14 protein-coding genes are annotated in these 19,971 nt (G+C 60.1%); 1 reads left to right on the top strand and 13 read right to left on the bottom strand.

Going from position 1 to position 19,971, the window contains the following annotated elements; translation table 11 throughout:
- Positions 1-43: 43 nt before the first annotated feature.
- Together ACM6JQ_RS22480 and ACM6JQ_RS22475 are read right to left on the bottom strand one after the other, a co-directional pair.
- Positions 44-868 carry an SDR family oxidoreductase gene (locus ACM6JQ_RS22480; RefSeq protein ID WP_414894694.1) on the bottom strand — a complete coding sequence of 275 codons (825 nt, stop codon included), beginning with the start codon at positions 866-868 and terminating at the stop codon, positions 44-46.
- 37 nt (positions 869-905) lie between these two features.
- The gene (locus tag ACM6JQ_RS22475) at positions 906-1,370 is read right to left on the bottom strand and encodes a hypothetical protein (RefSeq protein WP_007914096.1); all 465 of its coding nucleotides are present in this window, start codon (positions 1,368-1,370) and stop codon (positions 906-908) included.
- Between the two features lie 182 nt (positions 1,371-1,552).
- Here ACM6JQ_RS22475 and ACM6JQ_RS22470 point away from each other — a divergent pair, with 182 nt between their 5' ends.
- On the top strand, positions 1,553-4,384 hold the full coding sequence (locus tag ACM6JQ_RS22470) for an RHS repeat domain-containing protein (RefSeq protein ID WP_238539518.1): 2,832 nt from the start codon (positions 1,553-1,555) through the stop codon (positions 4,382-4,384).
- Positions 4,385-4,460: 76 nt separating this feature from the next.
- Here the strand turns inward: ACM6JQ_RS22470 and ACM6JQ_RS22465 are convergent, their stop codons facing one another.
- The 11 genes from ACM6JQ_RS22465 to alg8 form a co-directional block, all read right to left on the bottom strand.
- Positions 4,461-5,912: a mannose-1-phosphate guanylyltransferase/mannose-6-phosphate isomerase gene (locus ACM6JQ_RS22465; protein WP_007914094.1), complete on the bottom strand. Its 1,452-nt coding sequence runs from the start codon at positions 5,910-5,912 to the stop codon at positions 4,461-4,463.
- Positions 5,913-6,122: 210 nt separating this feature from the next.
- A complete protein-coding gene (locus ACM6JQ_RS22460) occupies positions 6,123-6,779 on the bottom strand; it encodes an alginate O-acetyltransferase AlgF (RefSeq protein ID WP_007914291.1) in 657 nt (218 codons plus the stop codon).
- 14 nt (positions 6,780-6,793) lie between these two features.
- Entirely contained in the window at positions 6,794-7,969 is a 1,176-nt protein-coding gene (locus ACM6JQ_RS22455; RefSeq protein ID WP_007914293.1) for an alginate O-acetyltransferase, read from the bottom strand.
- Between the two features lie 10 nt (positions 7,970-7,979).
- Positions 7,980-9,545 (bottom strand): MBOAT family O-acyltransferase, encoded by a 1,566-nt coding sequence (locus ACM6JQ_RS22450; RefSeq protein ID WP_414894693.1) that lies wholly within the window; start codon positions 9,543-9,545, stop codon positions 7,980-7,982.
- A 377-nt stretch (positions 9,546-9,922) separates the two neighbouring features.
- On the bottom strand, positions 9,923-11,035 hold the full coding sequence (locus ACM6JQ_RS22445; RefSeq protein ID WP_414894692.1) for a mannuronate-specific alginate lyase: 1,113 nt from the start codon (positions 11,033-11,035) through the stop codon (positions 9,923-9,925).
- A gap of 8 nt (positions 11,036-11,043) precedes the next feature.
- Positions 11,044-12,504 carry an alginate O-acetyltransferase gene (locus ACM6JQ_RS22440; RefSeq protein WP_095112629.1) on the bottom strand — a complete coding sequence of 487 codons (1,461 nt, stop codon included), beginning with the start codon at positions 12,502-12,504 and terminating at the stop codon, positions 11,044-11,046.
- Positions 12,505-12,514: 10 nt separating this feature from the next.
- Complete coding sequence (algG, locus tag ACM6JQ_RS22435; RefSeq protein ID WP_414894691.1) at positions 12,515-14,086, bottom strand: mannuronan 5-epimerase AlgG; 1,572 nt, start codon at positions 14,084-14,086, stop codon at positions 12,515-12,517.
- Positions 14,087-14,112: 26 nt separating this feature from the next.
- A complete protein-coding gene (locus tag ACM6JQ_RS22430; protein ID WP_414894690.1) occupies positions 14,113-15,594 on the bottom strand; it encodes an alginate export family protein in 1,482 nt (493 codons plus the stop codon).
- Entirely contained in the window at positions 15,591-17,102 is a 1,512-nt protein-coding gene (gene algK, locus ACM6JQ_RS22425) for an alginate biosynthesis TPR repeat lipoprotein AlgK (RefSeq protein ID WP_414894689.1), read from the bottom strand. Before algK ends, ACM6JQ_RS22430 begins: the two co-directional genes overlap by 4 nt.
- A 9-nt stretch (positions 17,103-17,111) precedes the next feature.
- Entirely contained in the window at positions 17,112-18,281 is a 1,170-nt protein-coding gene (locus tag ACM6JQ_RS22420; protein ID WP_007914303.1) for an alginate biosynthesis protein Alg44, read from the bottom strand.
- Positions 18,282-18,316: 35 nt separating this feature from the next.
- The gene (gene alg8, locus ACM6JQ_RS22415) at positions 18,317-19,798 is read right to left on the bottom strand and encodes a mannuronan synthase (RefSeq protein ID WP_371857959.1); all 1,482 of its coding nucleotides are present in this window, start codon (positions 19,796-19,798) and stop codon (positions 18,317-18,319) included.
- Positions 19,799-19,971 lie beyond the last annotated feature (173 nt).

Below are 19,971 nucleotides of genomic sequence, written 5' to 3'. Positions count from 1 at the left end.
CCCCTGTAGGAGTGAGCCTGCTCGCGATGGCGTCGACCCGGTCTCAGAGTTTGCCGCGCAAACCGAAGCGCCTCATCAACGTCGACTCCAGCAACCCCTTTGGCAGCAACGCCGCTAACAACGGCAACGCGCGACTGCCATTGCCGATGCGGATCAAGCGCGGCGATTTGTTCTGCTGCACAGCCTTCAACAGTTCAGCCGCAAACTCACTGGCCGGCGTCGGCTTGTCCTGCGACGCCTTGGCCCGCGCGCGAATACCTTCGCGCAGGGGAAACCACGGTGATTGTTCATTGATCAATTGCTCGGCCTCGTGCCCGGCGTTTTTGGCAAAACTCGATTGAATCGCCCCCGGCTGCACTTCCATCACGCGAATGCCGAACGGCGCCAGTTCCATGCGCAGTGCATCGCTCAAGGCATGCACCGCCGCTTTCGAGGCGCAGTAAGCACCGGCAAACGGCGTGACCAAAACCCCTGAAACACTGCCGATATTTACCACCAATCCTTTGGCCCGGCGCAGCACCGGGAATAGTGCGCGCGTAACGCCAACAATCGAAAATACATTGGTCTCGAACTGGCGCTGCATGGCCGCCACACCGCCATCGAGCAGCGGCCCCATGGCGCCGTACCCCGCGTTGTTGATCAGCACATCAAGGCCGCCGTGTTGCTGGTTGATCCGCTCGCCAAGTTGCTCCAGCGCCGCGCTGTCATTGACATCGAGTTGCACGGCGGTGAACCCGGCAGACGCCAGCAACGCCACATCTTCAGTCTTGCGCGCACTGGCCCAGACTTCGTACCCGGCAGCTTTGAACGCATCGGCGAGGGCGCGGCCGATGCCGCTGGAACAACCGGTAATCAACGCAACAGGCATGGCGCATTCCTTGTGCAAAAAAGTGGGGAAGGGAGGATCAATCGGAGAAACTACCCTGCAAGCGCTCGGCGCGAAACTCCAGGGTTTGCGGGCGATAACCGGGGCGCAGCGGCGGCATCGGCAGGCAGTCTTCCCAGTCGCCGCCGGCCTGCAATTCGCCGGGACCGCGATAGCGCGGGGCAGTGTATTGGTTGTCGGCCAGATTCACCGTGTCACCCGGCGCATAGGCAGCGATGCGCCAGCGCAGTTCGGTCAGGGGCACGTCGTTGGCGTTTTTCATTTTCAGTTGCAGCGGACGATCCGCCGGGCATTGTTCGGGAGCGTAAGCGATACGCATCTCAAGGCGCGCCAGTTGCTTGATCTCGCGGTTGTCCAGCCACACCACCCACATGGCCACGAAACCCAGGCCAATCGCCGCCGCCACGGAAACCGGCAAGGCCTTGGCCGGATAGCGCAGCAGGAGGATCAGCCAGGTGATGACCAGCAAGATGCCGATGAACATGTGGGAACGCTCCGTGAGTTTGTGCGCACCATCCTACCGAAGGCTCAGCGCAATGGACATTTGTTGCGCACGGGATTTAACCGTTGGTCGGAACTGTAATTTCTGACAGTAGGCGCATCGCCAAGCGTCTGCTCAGATCATTGCAGGCGCAGAGGACGCAGTTATCGAGCGGGGTGAGCTACATGGACATGTTCAGCAAAACACCGGTGCTGGCAGTGAACGACCCACGCGGGCTGGCCGTTCGCAGGGTCGATTACTGGCGTTGCGACGTTAATCAAGCACTTGAACCGCGCATCCATCGCACGGCCCACGATGCGGCGGGTCGCGCGGTGACGCAGTGGGACCCGCGATTGTGGGCGCTACAAAGCGATGATCCGCTAGCGCCGGCCAACCTAAGCACCGTTTACTTGTTGAACGGGCAGATTCTGCGCTCGAACAGCGTCGACGCCGGGGTGCAGCTCAGTCTGTTCGGTCTGGGCTCAGAGACATTGACGGATTGGGACAGCCGAGGCACCCGCCGGGACATTGAGCATGACCTGTTACTGCGGCCGACGGCAGTGTTCGAAGCTGGTGAGCTGCAACCACGCCGTTGCGCCGAGCGTTTTGGATATGGTCAGCCGGGTGATGCCGATCAGGCGCGTAATCAGCTTGGCCAACTGATTCGTCACGAAGACCCGGCGGGAAGCGTGCTGTTCGAGGTCTTCGCGATCACCGGGGAGAACGTTGAAAGTACCCGGCATTTCACCCTTGAACCCGTCTCCCCGGATTGGCCTGAGCCAATCGATGAGCGCCAGCGTTTGCTCGAGCCCGGTGAGGGCGCAATGACCCATTGGCGTTTCGGGCCCCTCGGGGCGGTGCTCGAGCAGATCGATGCGAAGGGTAACCGGCATGTCAGTGAGTTGACCCTCGATGGAGGCTTGCGCGCCCGCCGTCTGCAGTTGAGCCATCAGACTGAGTGGCGGGCGGTGGTCAGCGATATTCACTACAACGCAGAAGGGCTGGTCACGCAGGAACTGGCAGGCAATGGCGTGCTGACAACGCTGACCTACCGTGAAGAGGATGGACGTCTGATGACGCGTCACGCCGAAACCGGTCAGGGTGTGGTCTTGCAGAATCTGCTGTACCAATACGACCGGACAGGCAATGTGCTGAGCATCGAAGACCGGGCGCTGCCCGTGCGCTACTTCGCCAACCAGCGCATCGAACCGATCAGCCGCTTCACCTACGACAGCCTCTACCAATTGTGTGAGGCCCGCGGATGGGAGGCAGGGCCGGGCGATGGCGGCCCGACAGCGATCGCCAACTATTTGCAAACCTATGGTTATGACGCTGGCGGCAATCTGCTCAAGCTGACCCACGTCGGTGCACAGAGTCCAGGTCATGATCTGCAGGCTGCCCGCTACAGCAATCGCTGCCTGCCCTGGTGCAATGGCGTGCCCCCCGACGAGGCAGAGATCGCCGCAGCGTTCGACGCTCGCGGTAACTTGCTGCTGCTGGATCAAGGCCGGCAGTTGCAGTGGAATCTGCGCAATCAACTGGATGCGTTCGTGGCGGTGCAACGCGATTGCGCTGCGGATGATCACGAAGTCTATCTCTACGACGGCGCTGGTCAGCGTGTACGCAAGATTCGGTCGCTGCAGACCAGGGTTCGTGCTGTCGTTACGCAGGTACGCTACCTCCCTGAACTGGAATTGCGCACCGATGCCGGCACCGGCGAGGTGCTGCAAGTCATCACGGTGCAGACCGCCCTGAACAGTGTTCGTGTTCTGCACTGGGAGAGTCCGCCGCCAGCAGGCGTTAACGATCAGTATCGCTACAGTTTCAATGATCATCTGGGATCGATCAGTCTGGAACTGGCGGCAGATGCGCAACTGATCAGCCGCGAGCATTTCTATCCATTCGGGGCGACCGCGTGGAGTGAGGAAAGCGACATCAGTTACAAAACCGTGCGTTATTCGGGCAAGGAGCGTGATGCCACGGGTCTGTACTACTATGGTTTTCGTTATTACATGCCGTGGTTGCAGCGCTGGCTCAACCCTGACCCGAAAGGTTTTATCGACGGGCCGAATCTGTACCAGATGGTCGGTAACTCACCGATGCGGCATGCCGACAGCGACGGCGGTAAAAAGACCGATACGTCAGAGTTGGCTGACAGTGCACAAGAGCAGAAGGCATTGCTGGATTCGATGACTTCGGCTGCTGCGGATGTCAGAAATTCGTTACTCAATCACACGCAGGCGCGGCACCGCTTTCAGGCGCTGGTCAGGCGGGTGACGACGCAACTGAGCAGCAGTCTGGTCAGAACTGGAGCTAAGGCTTTGGGGGGCGCGGCAGGCACAGCGTTGGGGGGAACATTGGGGCCGGTAGTGGGTGCACTCGGGGGGCAGGTGGGTGAGAAGGCCGGCACCGCGCTGGCGAACGTCGTCATCGAAAAGGTCGTGGACACCTTTCAGTTGAACCGTCCTATCAACTTCAAGGGCAGCGAGATGAATCCGAAGGCGTTCGTTGAAAGCGTGGCGCCAAAAACGAAACCCAGTCTCGCCAAGGTAAAACTGGAGTTGGCCGCCCATGATCCGCGCACTGCCGACGGTCGATCACGTCTGGTGAAAATGGCTGGCACCAAGGCGGAGGACAAAGTAATCGAGATAATCGCCGACAAACTGGGACCGGAGGCACCGGGTCTGGTCCAGACGGTACGGGAGTTCGCCCATGCTTCGCGAGGTTTGAATGCCGAGGCGTTAAGTGAAGCTTACGAACATATTCCGGTAGACATCGACATGGCAACGTTCAGGATGTCAGCCATCTTGAACGAGTTGGCGACTGCCGGCAGTTCAGATCCTGAGCTTTTCGAAACGGTTGCAGGGCTTTCAATGCAAACATCGAACACTGTTCAAACGCTGGAACGGACTCAGGACTTCATTGGATTTATTGCACCGACGCCATACGCCGGGAGGCAGCAATCGCTGGGAGGAAGTTCCCGGCCAAAACTGATCCGACAACATTCGCTCGGCTGAAAAAAAGCCCCCGCCCAACCCGCTGCGGATAGGGGACGCAGCGGGCTGGACGGGGGCTTCTTGTTTTATCGATCAGTTACTGCGCGATGGTTTTCACCGACACGCCGCGTTCGATCGGGGTGGAGCGGCCGTAGATATCTTCGAAGCGTTCGATATCGTCTTCACCCAGATACGAACCCGACTGAACTTCGATGATTTCCAGCGGGATCTTGCCCGGGTTGCGCAGGCGGTGCACCGAGGCGATCGGGATGTAGGTCGACTGGTTTTCGCAGAGCAGGAACACGTTTTCATCGCAGGTCACTTCGGCGGTGCCGCTGACCACGATCCAGTGCTCGGCGCGGTGGTGGTGCATCTGCAGCGACAGGCACGCGCCCGGTTTCACCGAGATGTGCTTGACCTGGAAACGCCCGCCCATGTCCACCGAGTCGTACGAGCCCCACGGACGATAGACTTCGCAGTGGTTCTGGGTTTCGCTGCGGCCCTGCTCGTTGAGCGTGTTGACCATCTGCTTGACGCCCTGAACCTTGTCTTTGTGGGCGATCATCATGGCGTCTTTGGTTTCGACCACGACAATGTTTTCCAGACCGATCACCGACACCAGTTTGCCGTTGCCGTGGATCATGCAGTTCTTGCTGTCCTGAATGACCACATCGCCTTTGGTGACGTTGCCGTTGGCGTCCTTCTCGTTGACTTCCCACAGCGACGACCAGCAACCAACATCGCTCCAGCCTGCGGTCAGCGGCACCACGCAGGCGCGCTGGGTTTTTTCCATGACGGAGTAGTCAATGGAGTTGTCCGGGCAGCAGGCGAAGGTGGCTTCGTCGAAGGTGATGGTGTCGGCGTCCTGCTGGCTGCGCTCGAGGGTCAGCAGGCAGGTGTCGTAGATGTCCGGATCGTGTTTTTTCAGTTCTTCGAGGAAGCGGCTGGCGCGGAACAGGAACATGCCGCTGTTCCAGTAGTAACCGCCGGACTCGACGTACTCGGTGGCACGTTTGACGTCAGGTTTTTCAACGAAATGCGAAACGCGGCTGACGCCTTCGGGCAGCAGCGAGTCGCCGGTGGATTTGATGTAGCCGTAACCGGTTTCCGGTTTGGTTGCCGGCACGCCGAACAGGACCATTTCGCCGTTTTCGGCAGCAACGGTGGCGAGGGCGAGGGCGCGTTGCAGGGCTTTCTGATCTTCCAGCACGTGGTCGGCCGGCAACACCAGCATCAACTCGTCACGACCTTCATTGACCAGCATCATCGCGGTCAGCGCCACGGCCGGCGCGGTGTTGCGGCCGAACGGTTCCATGAGGATGCGCTGGCATTCCAGCTTACGGTTGGCCAACTGCTCGTTGACGATGAAGCGGTGATCCTTGTTGCAGACCACGATCGGGGTGTCCATGCCTTCGAACACCAGACGCTCGAGGGTCTGCTGGAATAGAGTGTGTTCGCCGGTCAGGGCGAGGAACTGTTTAGGGAACTGCTTACGCGAAAGCGGCCAGAGACGCGAACCGCTACCACCTGACAAGATCACCGGAATCATATTGTTTACTCCATAAAATCGATTGGTTAGAGGCACGAACGCTGTGTCGTTTCACTCTTGTTTTTGTCTCGTGTCCGAACTCTCACCTCGGTCCCTGTGGGAGCCTGGCTTGCCAGCGATGGCATCACCTCGGTGTATCTGCAGAACAGAGGTGTCTGCATCGCTGGCAAGCCAGCTCCCACAGGGAGCCGGGTCAGTTCGGAAAATTCGTTAGCGAGTCGATACCGGGCGTTTCACCCAGACTGGCGACAGGCTGCTGCCGCTGCCGGTGACGTACAGCACCGCAGCTTCACCGCGCTCAAGGGCGACCGGCTTCACGTCGCCGACTTTCTTGTCACCTTCGTACAGCGCCAGGCTGACTTTCACCGGGTTGATTTCACGTTCGCCACGGCCCTTGGCGGCCACGTTCGGCACCACGTCGGTCTTGCCGTCGGCGGTCTTCAGGGTCAGCGGCTTGTCGCTGAGGTTCTGTACGCGCACCAGGGATTTCTGCTTGTTCTTGAACGGCGGCTCTTCGATCAGTTGCGGCGCGCCGGAAGCGTTGTTGACCAGGGTGTAGTAGTGGTCACCAGCGAGTTTCACCGGCAGGGTCTGGCTGCCGACCTTGGCGCTGTAATCACCGCCCGGCATGAAGCTGAAGTCGCTGCTGGCCAGTGGCGCAACGTCGCTCAGGTTGGTGCTGCCGACAGTCGCACTGACTTCTGCGTTGCTGGCGTTGTAGACACGCACGAAGGTCGAACCTTTCGGTGCGGTCGGGCCGTACAGGGCGGCGTCGCCACCGGCAAAGGCTGGGACGGAAAGCACGCTGAGGCCAGCAACCAGTGCGAAGCTTTTAGCGAGACGACGAGGAGTAGTAGTGAAAGTCATGGTGTACCTCTCTTTCAGTTTTGCGCCCGATCGGGCGTCTCGGATTTAGTGTTGATTGCTACGTTTTGTTGGCGCGCGCCGGCTTGTTTAAGCTCTGCGACCCACTGCGGGTCGGCGTCACCGATTTCGTTGTTCACAGGCAGATAACGTTCAGGAAACTCCCAGATCAGCACCTGCGGCGGGCTGTTCTTGAAGTCATCGCTTTTCAGGTAGCTGAGCATCGGCAGGATCGGGCCGTGGCCGTCTTCGGCGTAGCTCACCACGTCGCTGTGCAGCGCTTGTTTCAGTGCACCGACGAAGTTCCAGTTCGGGTTGGCGCTGTAGCTGGTGCCGACCAGTGCCACTGGCACTTCATTGCTGGCGAACAGCGCGTCGTCACCGGCAGGCTGATCGCCGGCCGCGACGGTGTTGCGCTTTTGCAGCGGCTCTTGCGCCGGCATCAGGTTTTCAAACAGCGGATCGAGCGGCAGGAACAAGCGCAGATCGCCCTTGTGCGTGACCTTCTCCGCTGGCGTGGTAACAAAGCGCTGCGGCTCGCCGCTGAGCGGGAACTTGTCAGCGATGGTTTTTGCCAGGGTGTTCGCGGCAATCTCGGCGCCTTCCGGCGTCCAGTGCGTGTCGGTGCGCAGGAACACTTGCTGACCGTTCTGCTTGGCCTGTTGCAATGGCTTGAGCAGGTCAGGGGCGAGGATCTTGTCCGCCGCGACGCGGTGGTGGAAATCCTCATAGAGGTTTTCGTGAATGCTCGCCGGCTTCACTTCACCCAGGTGCTCCGGGTACAGACGAACCTTGGCTGGCACGATCGCCATCACCAGTTTCACGCCTTTCTCTTTCAGGGTCTGGCGCACGCCTTCGACCAGCGCGTAGTTGCCTTGCAGGTTCAGCTCTTCGTTGACGATCGGGTTGAATTCCTCATCGCTGTACAACCACTGATCGCGACCGAGCACCACGCCCGGACGACCTTCGTTGAACAGTTTGAAATCCAGCGCGGCCCAGAGGTTGGTGCCCAGACGCTTGATCGGGAATTCTTCGTCGTAATGGGTTTCCACAGCCTTGGTCCAGCGGCCGTTAAGCACCGTCGCATCGGCGTTGGTGCTGAAGCCGAAGAAGCTGCGTACCGACCACAGACCCAAGACCAACAGGGTCACCAGGAACAGGGCGATGTAGAAGATGCGTAATGAGCGGGTCATGTCAGATCCCTCAGAACTGGAAGTAAAGGAACGGCGAGAAGCTTTGCGCCGAAAGTTTGAGAATCGAGGCGATGAACAGCAGCAGGATCAGGCCGCGCATCACGTAACGCGACCAGTCCGCGCTCCAGTAGGCCGGTTGTACCTGGGCTTCGACGCCGACGGTGTAGCCAGGCTCGTGGATGCTCGCCGGGTTTTCGCCGGGTGCGGCTTTGATCATTCCCGGCGTCGCGGTGGCAGGGCCGTTGGCCTCGACGTTGACTTCCGGTTTGCTCTTGGCTGGCGGCTGGTTGGTGTACAGATCGCGCAGACCGAAGAACGCCAGCGTCATGTACGCCACGACCAGAGTCGCCACTTGCAGACCGGTGAGGCTGGCCTGATTGAGTTCCGACAGCGACCAGTCGCCAAAGCTGAACATTGCGCCGTACATACGGCCGGCGACATGCAGGTTCTCGGCGCGGAAGATCACCCAGCCCATGACCACGAGCAGGAAGGTCAGCGCCCAGCGGATCGGGTTGAGGCTGCGTGGCGAAGTGTTCAGGCCCAGCGCTTTTTCAATCGCCAGCCACATGCCGTGCCAGGCGCCCCAGACGATGTAGGTGATGTTCGCGCCGTGCCACAGACCACCGAGGAGCATGGTCAGGAACAGGTTGCGATAGGTCATCAGCGTGCCTTTACGGTTACCGCCGAGGGTGATGTACAGGTAGTCACGCAGCCAGGTCGACAGGCTGATGTGCCAGCGACGCCAGAACTCGGTAATCGACTGGCTGATGTACGGTTGTTTGAAGTTTTCCATGAAGCGGAAACCCATCATCAAGCCCAGACCAATCGCCATGTCGCTGTAACCGGAGAAGTCGAAATACAGCTGCGCGGTGTAGGCCAGTGCGCCAAGCCACGCGTCACCGGTGGTCGGGTTTTGCAGGGCGAAACAATGGTCGGCGACCACCGCGAGGGTGTCAGCGATAAAGACCTTCTTGATGAAACCCTGCATGAACCGCGTGCAGCCCTCGGAGAACTTGTCGAGGGTGTGCGTGCGGTTGTTGAACTGATCGGCGAGGTCGCGGAAGCGCAGGACCGGGCCGGCAATCAGGTGCGGGAAGATCGCCACGAACGCTGCGAAGTCGATCAGGTTGCGCGTGGCCGGGGTATCGCCGCGATACACGTCGATGATGTAGCTGATCGACTCGAAGATGTAGAACGAGATCCCGATCGGCAGCAGCACGTGGGTGAGAATGAACGGCTCAAGACCGACCGACGTCATCATCGCGTTGATGCTGTCGACGCCGAAGTTGGCGTACTTGAAGTAGCCGAGGATGCACAGGTCGACTGCTACGCCGAGCAGCAGCCAGCGCTGCGCCGGTTTGGTTCTGACGCCGGCGGCACCGACTTTGAGGCCGATCCAGTAGTTCCACAGCGTGACGGCGGCGAACAGCGCGAGGAAGTCCACACGCCACCAGGCGTAGAACACGTAGCTGGCGACCAGCAGCAGCAGGTTGCGATAGCGTTGCCCGCTCAAGTAGTACAAGCCGAGAAAGATCGGCAAGAACAGAAACAGGAACACGTTGGATGAAAATACCATCCCGATCTCTCCATGTTTGAACCAACAGTCAAGGGCCAAAGCCCCCCCAAACCCCCCGTGGTAGTGGAGGGGTGAAACGGTGTTTCTGTCAGGGTTGTGCAGGGCCTTGAAAACTTGCCCTCACCCCCCGCCCTCTCCCGGAGGGAGAGGGAGCCTGATCTCCATGGTTTTCAGAAAAGGAGATCGACTCGATATTTCTTTGCAGCCTGATCTCGATTGTTTTTCAACACCTGAGATCGGCTCGGTATTTCTGTGCAGCCTGATCTCGGTTGTTTTTCAACACCTGAGATCGGCTCGGTATTTCATTTCGGTGTAACTCGCACAGCCACCTCGGTCAGTCCCCTCTCCCTCCGGGAGAGGGTTAGGGTGAGGGGCTTTTAGCCCTTTTCATGGGACGGGTCGTAGACCTTGGTCAGGTCGCCGCCGAGGCGGAAAGTCTTGAACGGTTGCATGCCATGCTTCTTCTCGATGACATCCGGCGCACAGGTGTAGAGCGTGCAGAACGGTTCGAGCCAGGCGAATTTCATGTCCTCTTTCAAGTCGGTCATGTCCTGCTCTTTACCGTTCTTCTTCTCGAATTCATCCGGGTCTTTCACCCCAGACAACACCCGATCACCCAGACGCTTCAGCGCACCGTTGTTTTCCTGACGCAAATCAACACCATTGACCTGAGCAAAACTGGCGATCATCGCCAGCGGCGGCAGGGCGTAGTTGTGATAGGCGAGGGCGCGTTGCTGGCGCTTGAGTTCGTTGGGCAGGAAGCCGTCGGCATCGACTTGATTGACGCCAACCTTGTATTCCTTCACCGCCCAGTCAAACAGGTCGCGGCGGTTGGTCGCGACCGAGGTAGCCATCACCGACCATGCAGCCCAGTAGGAATGGTTGTTGGTTTTTTCCAGCGGCAGGTTGTCCCAATCGCTGACCACCTGATCAGCCATTTTGCTGAACCACGCCTCAATCAACTGCGCTTCCTGTTGATGCTGGGCCAGCGGATGCGAGTCGGAGAACTTCAGGCGAATGTACGAAGAGGCCATGCTGCCCAGCGCCCATTTGCGCATCGACTTGCCGGTGTGGTTGAAGTCTTTCGACATCAACGCATCGGCCTTGGCCCACGCGGTCAGCCAGTTCAGCGTGCATTCGAGCTGCTCCGGACGCCCGTCGCGCATGAACTGCATCACCCGTTTGGCGGTGCCGCGTTCCAGCGTGGTGATGTCTTTGGTGGTGTCGCGAAAGGCTTTTTCCGACTGCACGTTCAGTGTCGCGCGGGCCTTGTCCGAACCTTCGTATTTGCTGCGAAATTGCAGCGGCCCAGTGTAGGGCGTCGGCATCGCATCGCAGCCTTCGCTTTTGTCACCGGTCTTGAATTTATCCACAGGCGCGAAATAGCCCTGAGGTGGACGCAGTGGTGCGGCGGCCTGCGCGGTGCCGGCGAAGATCGCCAGCCCGAGCAGCGTCGGCGCTAAAAGAGTTTTCAGTTTCGAGTTTCGCATAGCAGACCTCATTGCCCGACCTGAGCGGTTTGTTGCCCAGCGCCCGGGAATACGTTGCGTTTGCAGATTTTCGCTTCGACTTTCTGCGGCGCGGTGCCCGCTTCCGGGCCCTGGACTTCGACTGCCAGCAGGTTTTGCGAGGCCCAGTCTTCGTCCGTGCGCAGCTCAAAGGCGAAACGACCGTCGGTGTCGGAGGTTTCCGGTTTCTCGATCTTGATGTCCTCGTGGCGACCGTTCATGTACCAGAGGGTGGCTTGCAGGGTTTTCACCGAAGGGTCGGCGAAGCGGATGTCGACCTGATGGCTGCTGTTCTGCAGGTTCAGGTTCTTGCTGTTGACCAGCAGTTCTTGTTTGCTGCCCGGCTTGAGCGTGGTGCTCGCGGACATTTGCGCGTCTTTGCCTTCGCAGCCGTTGTCGAGAAGAGACATCATCTGGCGATAGATGGTTTCCTGGTCGAGGCGGTACAGCGGCGAGAATTCCCAGATGAGAATTTTCGGCGGGGTCTTCTGGAATTCGTCGCTGCCGAGGTACTGCAACATCGAACCTTCCAGGCCACCGCCGGGGAAGGCGACGTTGAGAATATCGGCGCCGATGGCTTCTTCGAGGAAGCCGGCGAAGTTGTAGTTCTTGCCGCTGTGCGAGGTGCCGACCAAGGTGATTTGTGGATTGCCGGAATCACCGAACAGGTCGCCGTCACCGGCCTCGCCCTTAGGCTCGGTGGTGAATTGATCCATGTACTGGATCGCGTAACTGGTGCCGCACAGTTGCCCGGCCATGTTGTGCAGGGTGCCGGTCTTGCCCATGCGCCCGGAGCGTTTGGTTTCGAATTCACGCTTGGGAATGTCGGCGAAGGCCGGAATCTGCTTGACCTTTTCGGCGACGATTTTCGCTGTGCGCTGAGCACCGTATGGCGTCCAGTGCTGGTCGCCGCGGAAGTAGAAATCGTGGGCGGGCAGGGTGTCCGGCAGCGATTCGTTGGTCAGCGGCGACAGGTCCGGCACCACGTAACCCATCTTGGCGAAACGGCCGAGCATGGTCTTGTAGTTGCCCAGCGCTTTCTCGTAATCGAACGCGGCTTTTTCCTGCGGATTGAGTTTGTTGCGGTTCACCAGACCACGGGTCGGCTGGTAAACGATCACCAACTCGACGCCTTTGGCCTTGAACGCGTCGTGCAGCTGTTGCAGGCGTTTGTAGCCGGCCGGGGTGGTGTTGAACTCGGTGCGCAGGTCTTCCTGAGTCCGGAACAACCAGTCGCCTTGTGCCTGCACCAGGGTGGTGAAGTTCTGCTGATAACGCGTGGTGTAGTTCTTCGCGTCATGGGCGGCCGGGCACAGGTTGCAGCACGGTTCAGCGCTGAACTTCGGCGGTGTGGCAGCCGGGTTTTCATCGGCGCGTGCGCCGTTGCTGGCCGCGAGAATGCCCACGGTCAGGGCCGACAGGCTGAGTAATCTGATCAAGTGTGGGTGCATAAAATTATCCTCAGTCCCGCATTTCGGTCTGGCGTTCGACAGGGTCGATCAGCACGGCTTTCTGCTGGCGCACCAGCAGGTCGAGAATTTCATCCTGGCGCTCGCCGAGGATGCCGTTGAAGCTGATGCCGCTGGATTTGGTCGGCGCCAGCATCGACACGCGATACAGCTCGACACTCAACGGTGAATCGATCGACAGCGGGCCGCTGCCATTGGCCGCCAGTTCACCGCCAACGACGATCAGCGACACCTGGGCATCGAACGGGTCGAGCTTGATGTCACGGTCGGTGTCGGTGAGGTCCTTGATGTGGCCGTAGACGCCGGTCAAACCGTTGGCCATGGCGACGTTTTCGTAGAGGCGGATGTTCACGCTGTTACGAATGCGGATGCCGTGGCGCTTGTTGCTGATGACCTTGTTGCCCCACAGCAGGTTGTCGGCGGACTCGTAGAGGGTGATGCCGTCGGTGTGGTTCTTGTAGATCTCGTTGTAGGCAATGATGTTGTTGACGCTGTTACGGTCGATCACCAGGCCCGAGAGGTGGTTGTCGAAGCTCTTGTTGTTGAAGATGAAGCTGTCGTTGACCTCACGGGAAATAATGATCCCGTGCTTCTTCTTCGTACCGTGGACGGTGTTCTCCGCGATGATCAGACCGTGGGAACGGTCGTGCGGGTCGATGCCGTAAACGATGTTGTCTTTGTAGGTGTTGCCCTTGACCACGAAGTCGCGGGTCTCGTAGCAGTAGAAGCCGTACCACATGTCGGAGAACTCGGAGCCGACGATCCAGCCAGTCGGTTCAGGACGCTTGAGGACCTTGGCCATGTTCGGCGTGTACTGGGAAATACTCACGCCGTACGACTTACTGTTGGCGTAACCGAAACTGGCCATCTTGCTGTTGACGATGTAGGTCTCGGTGCCGCCCCAGGCGAGCAGGAACGGTCGGAATTCCTTCGGCGAACGGAAGGTTGCCGGGCCGTTGTCCTTTTCGCGCCAGCCAGTGACTTTGGTGTCACGCACGAACAACTGACCGTCGTTGACCATGAACGCACCGGCTTCTTGCGACAGGCGCAGTTCCTGGGTCTGACCGTCGATTTCGAGGATGCCTTTACGGCCAACCACGATCGGCAGCTTCGACAGGTACACGCCCGGCGCGGTCTCGCTGAAATACTGCTTGGGCAGTTTCTGCGCCAGATCCTTGAGGTTCATGTAGCCGTCGTCGACGAAGATCGCCTGCGGGATACCGTGCTGACGCACCACCCATTCGGCCATCTTGTTGTCGCCGCCGATAAAGTCCTTAAGGGCGTCTTCCTGCATCATCCGGCGCACGCTGACTTTGCCTGCTTTGCTGCGGACGATTTTCGCGGCGGCGGCTTCGGCGGTGTAGCCGGAAATGTCCGGCAGTTTCGGCGCGGCCAGGTTCAGCGCTTCGGTCGGCGCGCTGCTGACGGTGTAGGTCTTGGCTTGTTGCAGCTCTTTGGCGGTGGTCACCGGCTTAACCGGCTCCACAGTCGCGAAGGCGCTGGCGCTGGCCAGCAGCATCGCGCCGGCCAGCAGGCTGAGTGAGCCTGTCCTGGTGCTGATCATGTCGGGCACTCCCTTGGCGGTTTGCATCAGAAGCGCCAGATCACGTCGATGAACGCGCGGTGCATGTACGAATCAACCTGCTTGCCATAGGCATCGCCCGGTTTGAACACACCGCCACGGAAACGCACGAGGGCCGAAGGCTCGTCGATCGACTGGCTCAGCGCCGCCGGCAACAGGCCTTGCTTGAAGTACTTGGTGACGACCAGATCCATCTCCTGACCGAGATCCTTGTTGCCGTCTTCAAGCGGCAGCGAAGTACTGGAGAGGATCGCGCCGGTGGCGTCGTCGGTGTTGTTTTCCACCGCGTTGATGCCGTTGCTGCCCACTGGCTTGTTGCCGTCGACGCGCCAGAACTTGTGGTAGATCAGGCTGGCGTCGTACTCGTCGTTGACCATCCACGAACCGAACAGGGTCGCGGTCTGCATGTTGTTCATTTCGCCACGGAAGGCTTCACCGAAACGGTGAACCCGCGAGCGCGTACCGGTGTAGTTGGAGCGGTTGCTCTCCAGACCGGTCTGCTCGTAATCGGCGCTGGCGCGGGCGTAGGCACCGCCGACTTGCCATTGCGGATCAAGGCGCAAGCGCACACCGATGTCGGTGGCCCAGCCGTTGACGTCTTCGCTGCGCTTGGCTTGTGCCGGGCGCGAACCATCGGCGTTGAGGGCGTTGACCGAGTCGCGGTCGCCGCTCATGCCGGTGATGCTGCCCCAGTAGTTGACGGTGTTGGTGTTGCGCCAGTTGTAGGCATCGCTGTCGGCGGTCAGGCCAAGCCAGCTGATGTCGCCGTTCTGGGTTTTATCCAGCGAGTCGCGCGGGACGCCCGGCTCGGCGTAATCGAGTTTGCCGTCGTCGTGGGTGTGATGACCGCGAATGCCGACCCAGTTGCCCGGGGTCCACTGATAGGCTGCATCGGCGTAAGCGTGCAGGCGATCCTTGTCTTTCGGCGCCAGCTCTTTGAGGTCGGTGCGGTATTCGCTGAAGCGTTCGGCGACACCGGCGTTGGCGCGCAACAGGGTGGTGTCGAAGGTCCAGTTCAGCGCTTCGATATTGGTGTCGCGCCATTGGCCGTCGTCATTGCGCAAACGTTGACGACCGAACTTGAGCATCTCGCCCGGGTACGGGGTGAGGCCGCTGTAGCCGACCCAGAACTCGCGCATCGCCAGGTAGTTTTTCTTGGTTTTGCGATCACTGTTGTCGGTGGCTTGTTCACCGTCGGATTGTTGCAGGGTGTCGGTTTCGATGATGTCGGTCGAGGTCACGGCCTGGCCCATGGCGTAGGCGCTCCACGCGCCGCTTTCGCCGTAGATCCATGGACGCAGGTCGAGGCCGACGCCGTTGACGTCGCCGCCATCGGCGGTGCCGAGGTCACGGTCGTCTTCGGACTGGCCGGTGACTTTCACTTCGAGGCCGAAGTTCTTGGTTTCAGTCATCGCGGCCAGTGTCGGGCAAGACCAGATCAGCGCGAACGAAAGGCCAATACCGGCCTTCACGAATGGATTCAACTTCATAATTTTTCCTCGCCGTCTTCTTCTTGCAGGGCGTGCAGTTGCAGCGTGTTCGGGTTCAGAGCGCCACGGCTGGCTTGCTCTTGTTGCAGCAGACGTTGGGCTTCGGCCAGACGCTCGGGCGGCAGTTGCGCGGCGAGGGTGGTCGCCAGCTCATCGGCTTGCGGAGTGTTTTGCGCCTTGGCCAATTGGCTGAACACGTAGGCGTTGAGCGGGTCGGGCTTGGTGCCCTTGCCTTGGGAGAACAGTTGGGCGATGGCGAAGTCGGCGCTGTTCTGGCCGTTACGCGCAGCCGTCAGCAGGTGGTCGAGAGCCTTCTGTGGGTAGACCTTGCCGAGGTAGCCACGGCGATAGATCTGGCCGAGGTAGTAGTCGGCGGCGACTTCGCGGCCAACGGCTTTCTGGAAGTGTTCTTCGGCGACTTTCGCGTCGGCCGGGACCAGTTTGCCCTCGTAGTAGAGCTTGCCCAGCAACAGTTCGGCGCGCGGCTGGTCGGCGGCGCGGCCGTTGTCGAGGTACTTCATCATCTGGTCGACATCGCCCAGTTCCGGGTAGTCGTAGAGCAATTGCGCGAGGGTCACCCACGACGCCGGGTTGCCCGGAGCGATCGGCTCGAGCAACGCCTGCGCGGTTTTTTCGTCAGTCTTGCCCAGGGTCGAATCGGCCAAGACACGGGCTACGGAGTCGACGCGCTGCGCAGTGACGGTGCCACGGCTGTAACCGGCCTGCAGCTGCTTGATCAACTCGGCTTGCTGTTCTGGCTGGGCACGTTTCTGATAGACCGTGGCCAGTTCGACGTAGCAGATGTCGGTGGTGTTGAGCGCGGCTTTGCAGATTTTTTCCACGTCATCCAGGTGCTGGTCGTAGGTGCCTTGGGTGCGATACAGCAGCACCTGCGCCAGACCCGCTTCCGGATAACCGGATTTGCGCCACTGATCGATCTGCTGCTGAGCGTTGATGTTGGGGAAGCTGTGCGGGTATTGCAGATACAGCATCGCCAGCGGGATCAACGTGTTGCCTTCGCCATTGGCGGCGGCTTTTTTCAGCAGGGTTTCGGCTTCGTGGTGCTCGGCTTCAGTGGAGCCTGGTTTGGCTACCAGCAAGCGGCCGAGACGCGCCTGAGCACGCGGCGAAACACTGGCGGCGGCGCGGTAAGTTGCTTCGGCCTGTTTCATTTGCTCGGGGTCGCGGCTGTCAACCTGGATGTCGGCGAGGCCGACTTGCGCTTCGCTGTAACCCAGATCAGCCAGTTGCTGGTAGTTCTGCGCGGCGGTGGCGGTGTCGCCACGCTTGAGCGCTTCGTTGGCCAGACGCTGATCGGGCAGGCCGGCGCAACCGGCGAGACTGACTGCCAATGCCAGCGAGCACACCACTAGTCCCATGTGGGAGCCAGCCTGCTGGCGATGCAGGCAACGCGGTGTTCCAGCTGTACCGAGCTGATCCAATCGCTGGCAAGCCAGCTCCCACAGGGATCGCGGTGTTTTCAGGATGGGTGGAGTAGTCACAGGCATGTCCTCGACTTAAAGACCGGCAGCCATGGCTTTGTCGATCAGCCAGTTCAGGTTCGGGCCACGGTCGCTGTTCACTTCCACCGGGCGGCCGGCGAGGCTGCTGTCGAGTGGCTCGTCAGGCTGGATCTGCACGCGGATGTCGGAGGACAGGTCGGCGCTCTTCAGGCTGGTGCTGCTGACGATCTTGCCGGTGCGGGTCTTGTCTTCGCCGGCAATCTGGAAGCTCACCGGGGTGCCTGGACGCACGTCGCCGAACTGGCGATAGGAGAAGCGTGCATCGACGGTGGCCTGGGTGTTGCGCGGCACCAGTTGGAAGATCACATCGCCCTTGCTCGCGTATTGACCGTCGGCGACCAGTTGCTGGGCTACGGTGCAATCGCACGGCGAAGTCAGGGTGCCGGTCATTTGCTTACCGAACAGTTCTTCAACCTTGGCCGGCGACAGTTGATCTTCTTCCAGATGGCCCTTTAGCACATCGAGCATGCTGGTGCTGAAGGTCGCCAGTGGCGCGCCTTTGGCCGCGACGCCATCGGACTTGACCAGGCTCTGCACGGTGCCGTCACGCGGCATGGTGATGTTCATCCCCGGCACGCTGACCAGACCGGCCTGCGCGTGGCTGACGAAGTACATGCCGTACACCGATTTGAAAATGAAACCCGCCGCGACCAGACCGACCGCGAAGATACCGGCGCTGAATGTCACCGCTTTCAGGCGACCGAACGGGGTCATGCCGGAGCCGCCGTCCTTGACCTTGCGCGCCTTGGTGAAGTTGTCGCGCTGCAGGGTCGCCAACACTTCACCGATGCTGACGATGTCGCCGGCCAGGTGCGAAGTGATCAAGTGGCGCAGGGTGGAAATGTCCTGCGGCTCCAGATTCTGGAACTGGCAGCCGGCGCGGCCGGTCTGGCGATCGAAGGAACGTACTTGCAGTTCAACGTCCATGGCGATGCCGAGGTTGTCGATGACGAATTGCAGACGCGCCTTGTACACCTGGCCAATGGTCAGCGGCAGCTGCCCGGCGTTGAATGCCAGACCACCGGCAGACAGGTCGATGACCCGCGCTTCGACCGGCGTCCGGTCGGGACCGAAGAAGCGCAGTTTGGCCGGGATTTTCACGCGGGCGTGTTGCCGCTGGGCTTCGGATTCATGCACTACGTTGGCGTTGACGGCGGTATTCATAGGGGCGATTTCCTTGTTAATTCAATAGGGGCGGGTCAGACCATCATCAGCAGCACGGCGACAAAAATGCTGCCGGCGGAGAAGGTCATGGTCCGAGACGACCAGGTGTTGAACCAACGTTGAAAGCTGGCGAGATCACGGGTCAGGGATGTCGGTTGGCGAGTCCAGGATTGTTGGTCGAGGCGGAAGAACACGTAGATCTTCACCAGCGCACCGACGATCTGGTTGTAATACAGAATCGCTGGGTAAGCCGGGCCGATGCGGTGACCGGAACACGACAACAGCAACGTCAGGATCAGGCGGGTGATGCCGATCCACAGCAGGTAAACGAGGATGAACGCGGTGCCGTATTTGAAGCTGGCGATGAGCGCCACGGTCAGGCCGAGCAAGGAGGTCCACATCGACACGCGTTGGTCGAACAGCACCACCGAGGTGAATGCGCCGAGACGTTTCACACCCAGGCCCAGCGCTCGCGAGTTCTGCCGCAGGTTGTTGCCGTACCAGCGGAACATCAGTTTGCGGCTGGCCTTGATGAAGCTCTTTTCCGGCGGGTGTTCAACGGTGTTGATCGCCGCGTCAGGCACGTAAAAGGTGTCGTAACCGAGGCGCATCAGGCTGAACCAGCTCGACTTGTCGTCACCGGTCAAGAACTTGAAGCGGCCCAGACGCCAGTGTTGCAGCGAGTCGCTTTCAACGTCGGCGATGAATTCCGGGTTGGTCACCACAGTGGCGCGGAACACCGACATACGACCGGTCATGGTCAGTACGCGTTTGGACAGGGCCATCGAGCACATGTTGATGTGGCGCTGGGCGAAACGCAGCTTGTGCCATTCGCTCATGATGTAGCCGCCGCGCACTTCGCAGAACTCGTTGGTGGTCAGGCCGCCGACGTTGCCGAACAGCTGGAACCACGGCACGGTCTTGCGCACGGTGCCTTCGCCGAGCACGGTGTCGCCATCGATCACGGCCACCACGGCGCGGTCGTCCGGCAGGTGACGGGAGATCGCGCGGAAACCATAGGCCAGGCCATCACGTTTGCCGGTGCCGGGAATGCGCACGAAGTCGAGCTTGACGCGGTCGGGCGGATTCATCCGTGCCCACAGCGCCTTGACCAGCAGCTCATCGGACATTTCGACGATCGAGCAGACCACGGTGGTCGGCAGTTCGCAGTCGATGGCTTCGCGGATCACCGAGCTGTAGACCTGCGCAGTGGTGAGCGCGTCGATCCGGAAACTGGTGACCATCAGGAACACATGCGACGGGTCGGCCGCCTTACCCAGCTTGCGCACTTTGCGGCGCAGGTGCGGGTAAACGATGTAGAGAAAAATCATGCCGCGCACAAAGTGCGTTGCACCCATCGAGTAGCGCCAGATACCCACGGCGCCAATCAGGAAAATGAAGTCCTTCGACTCGGAGTCGAATGTGGACGTGGGCAGCATCAAGGCCAGGCCCATCAACAAACTTAGGTAAAACAGCCAACCGGCGGCCTGAAGTAGGCCGTGCTTTAGCCTGTGCATAATCTGCATCCGTCTGTATCTCGGGCCGAGCCCGATGGGGTTAAGGCAGGCTTACAAAAACTTGCAAGGACATGTAGGAGCTGCCGAAGGCTGCGATCTTTTGATCTTTCGCTTGGGATTTTGGTGTTCCCGAAAAGATCGCAGCCTCGTTTCACTCGACAGCTCCTACAGGG

The organism is Pseudomonas sp. IT-232MI5, assembly GCF_949767845.1.
GTDB lineage: Bacteria > Pseudomonadota > Gammaproteobacteria > Pseudomonadales > Pseudomonadaceae > Aquipseudomonas.
Note: the sequence above shows the minus strand (reverse complement) of the source record. Positions and strands in the feature narration are given on the sequence as shown.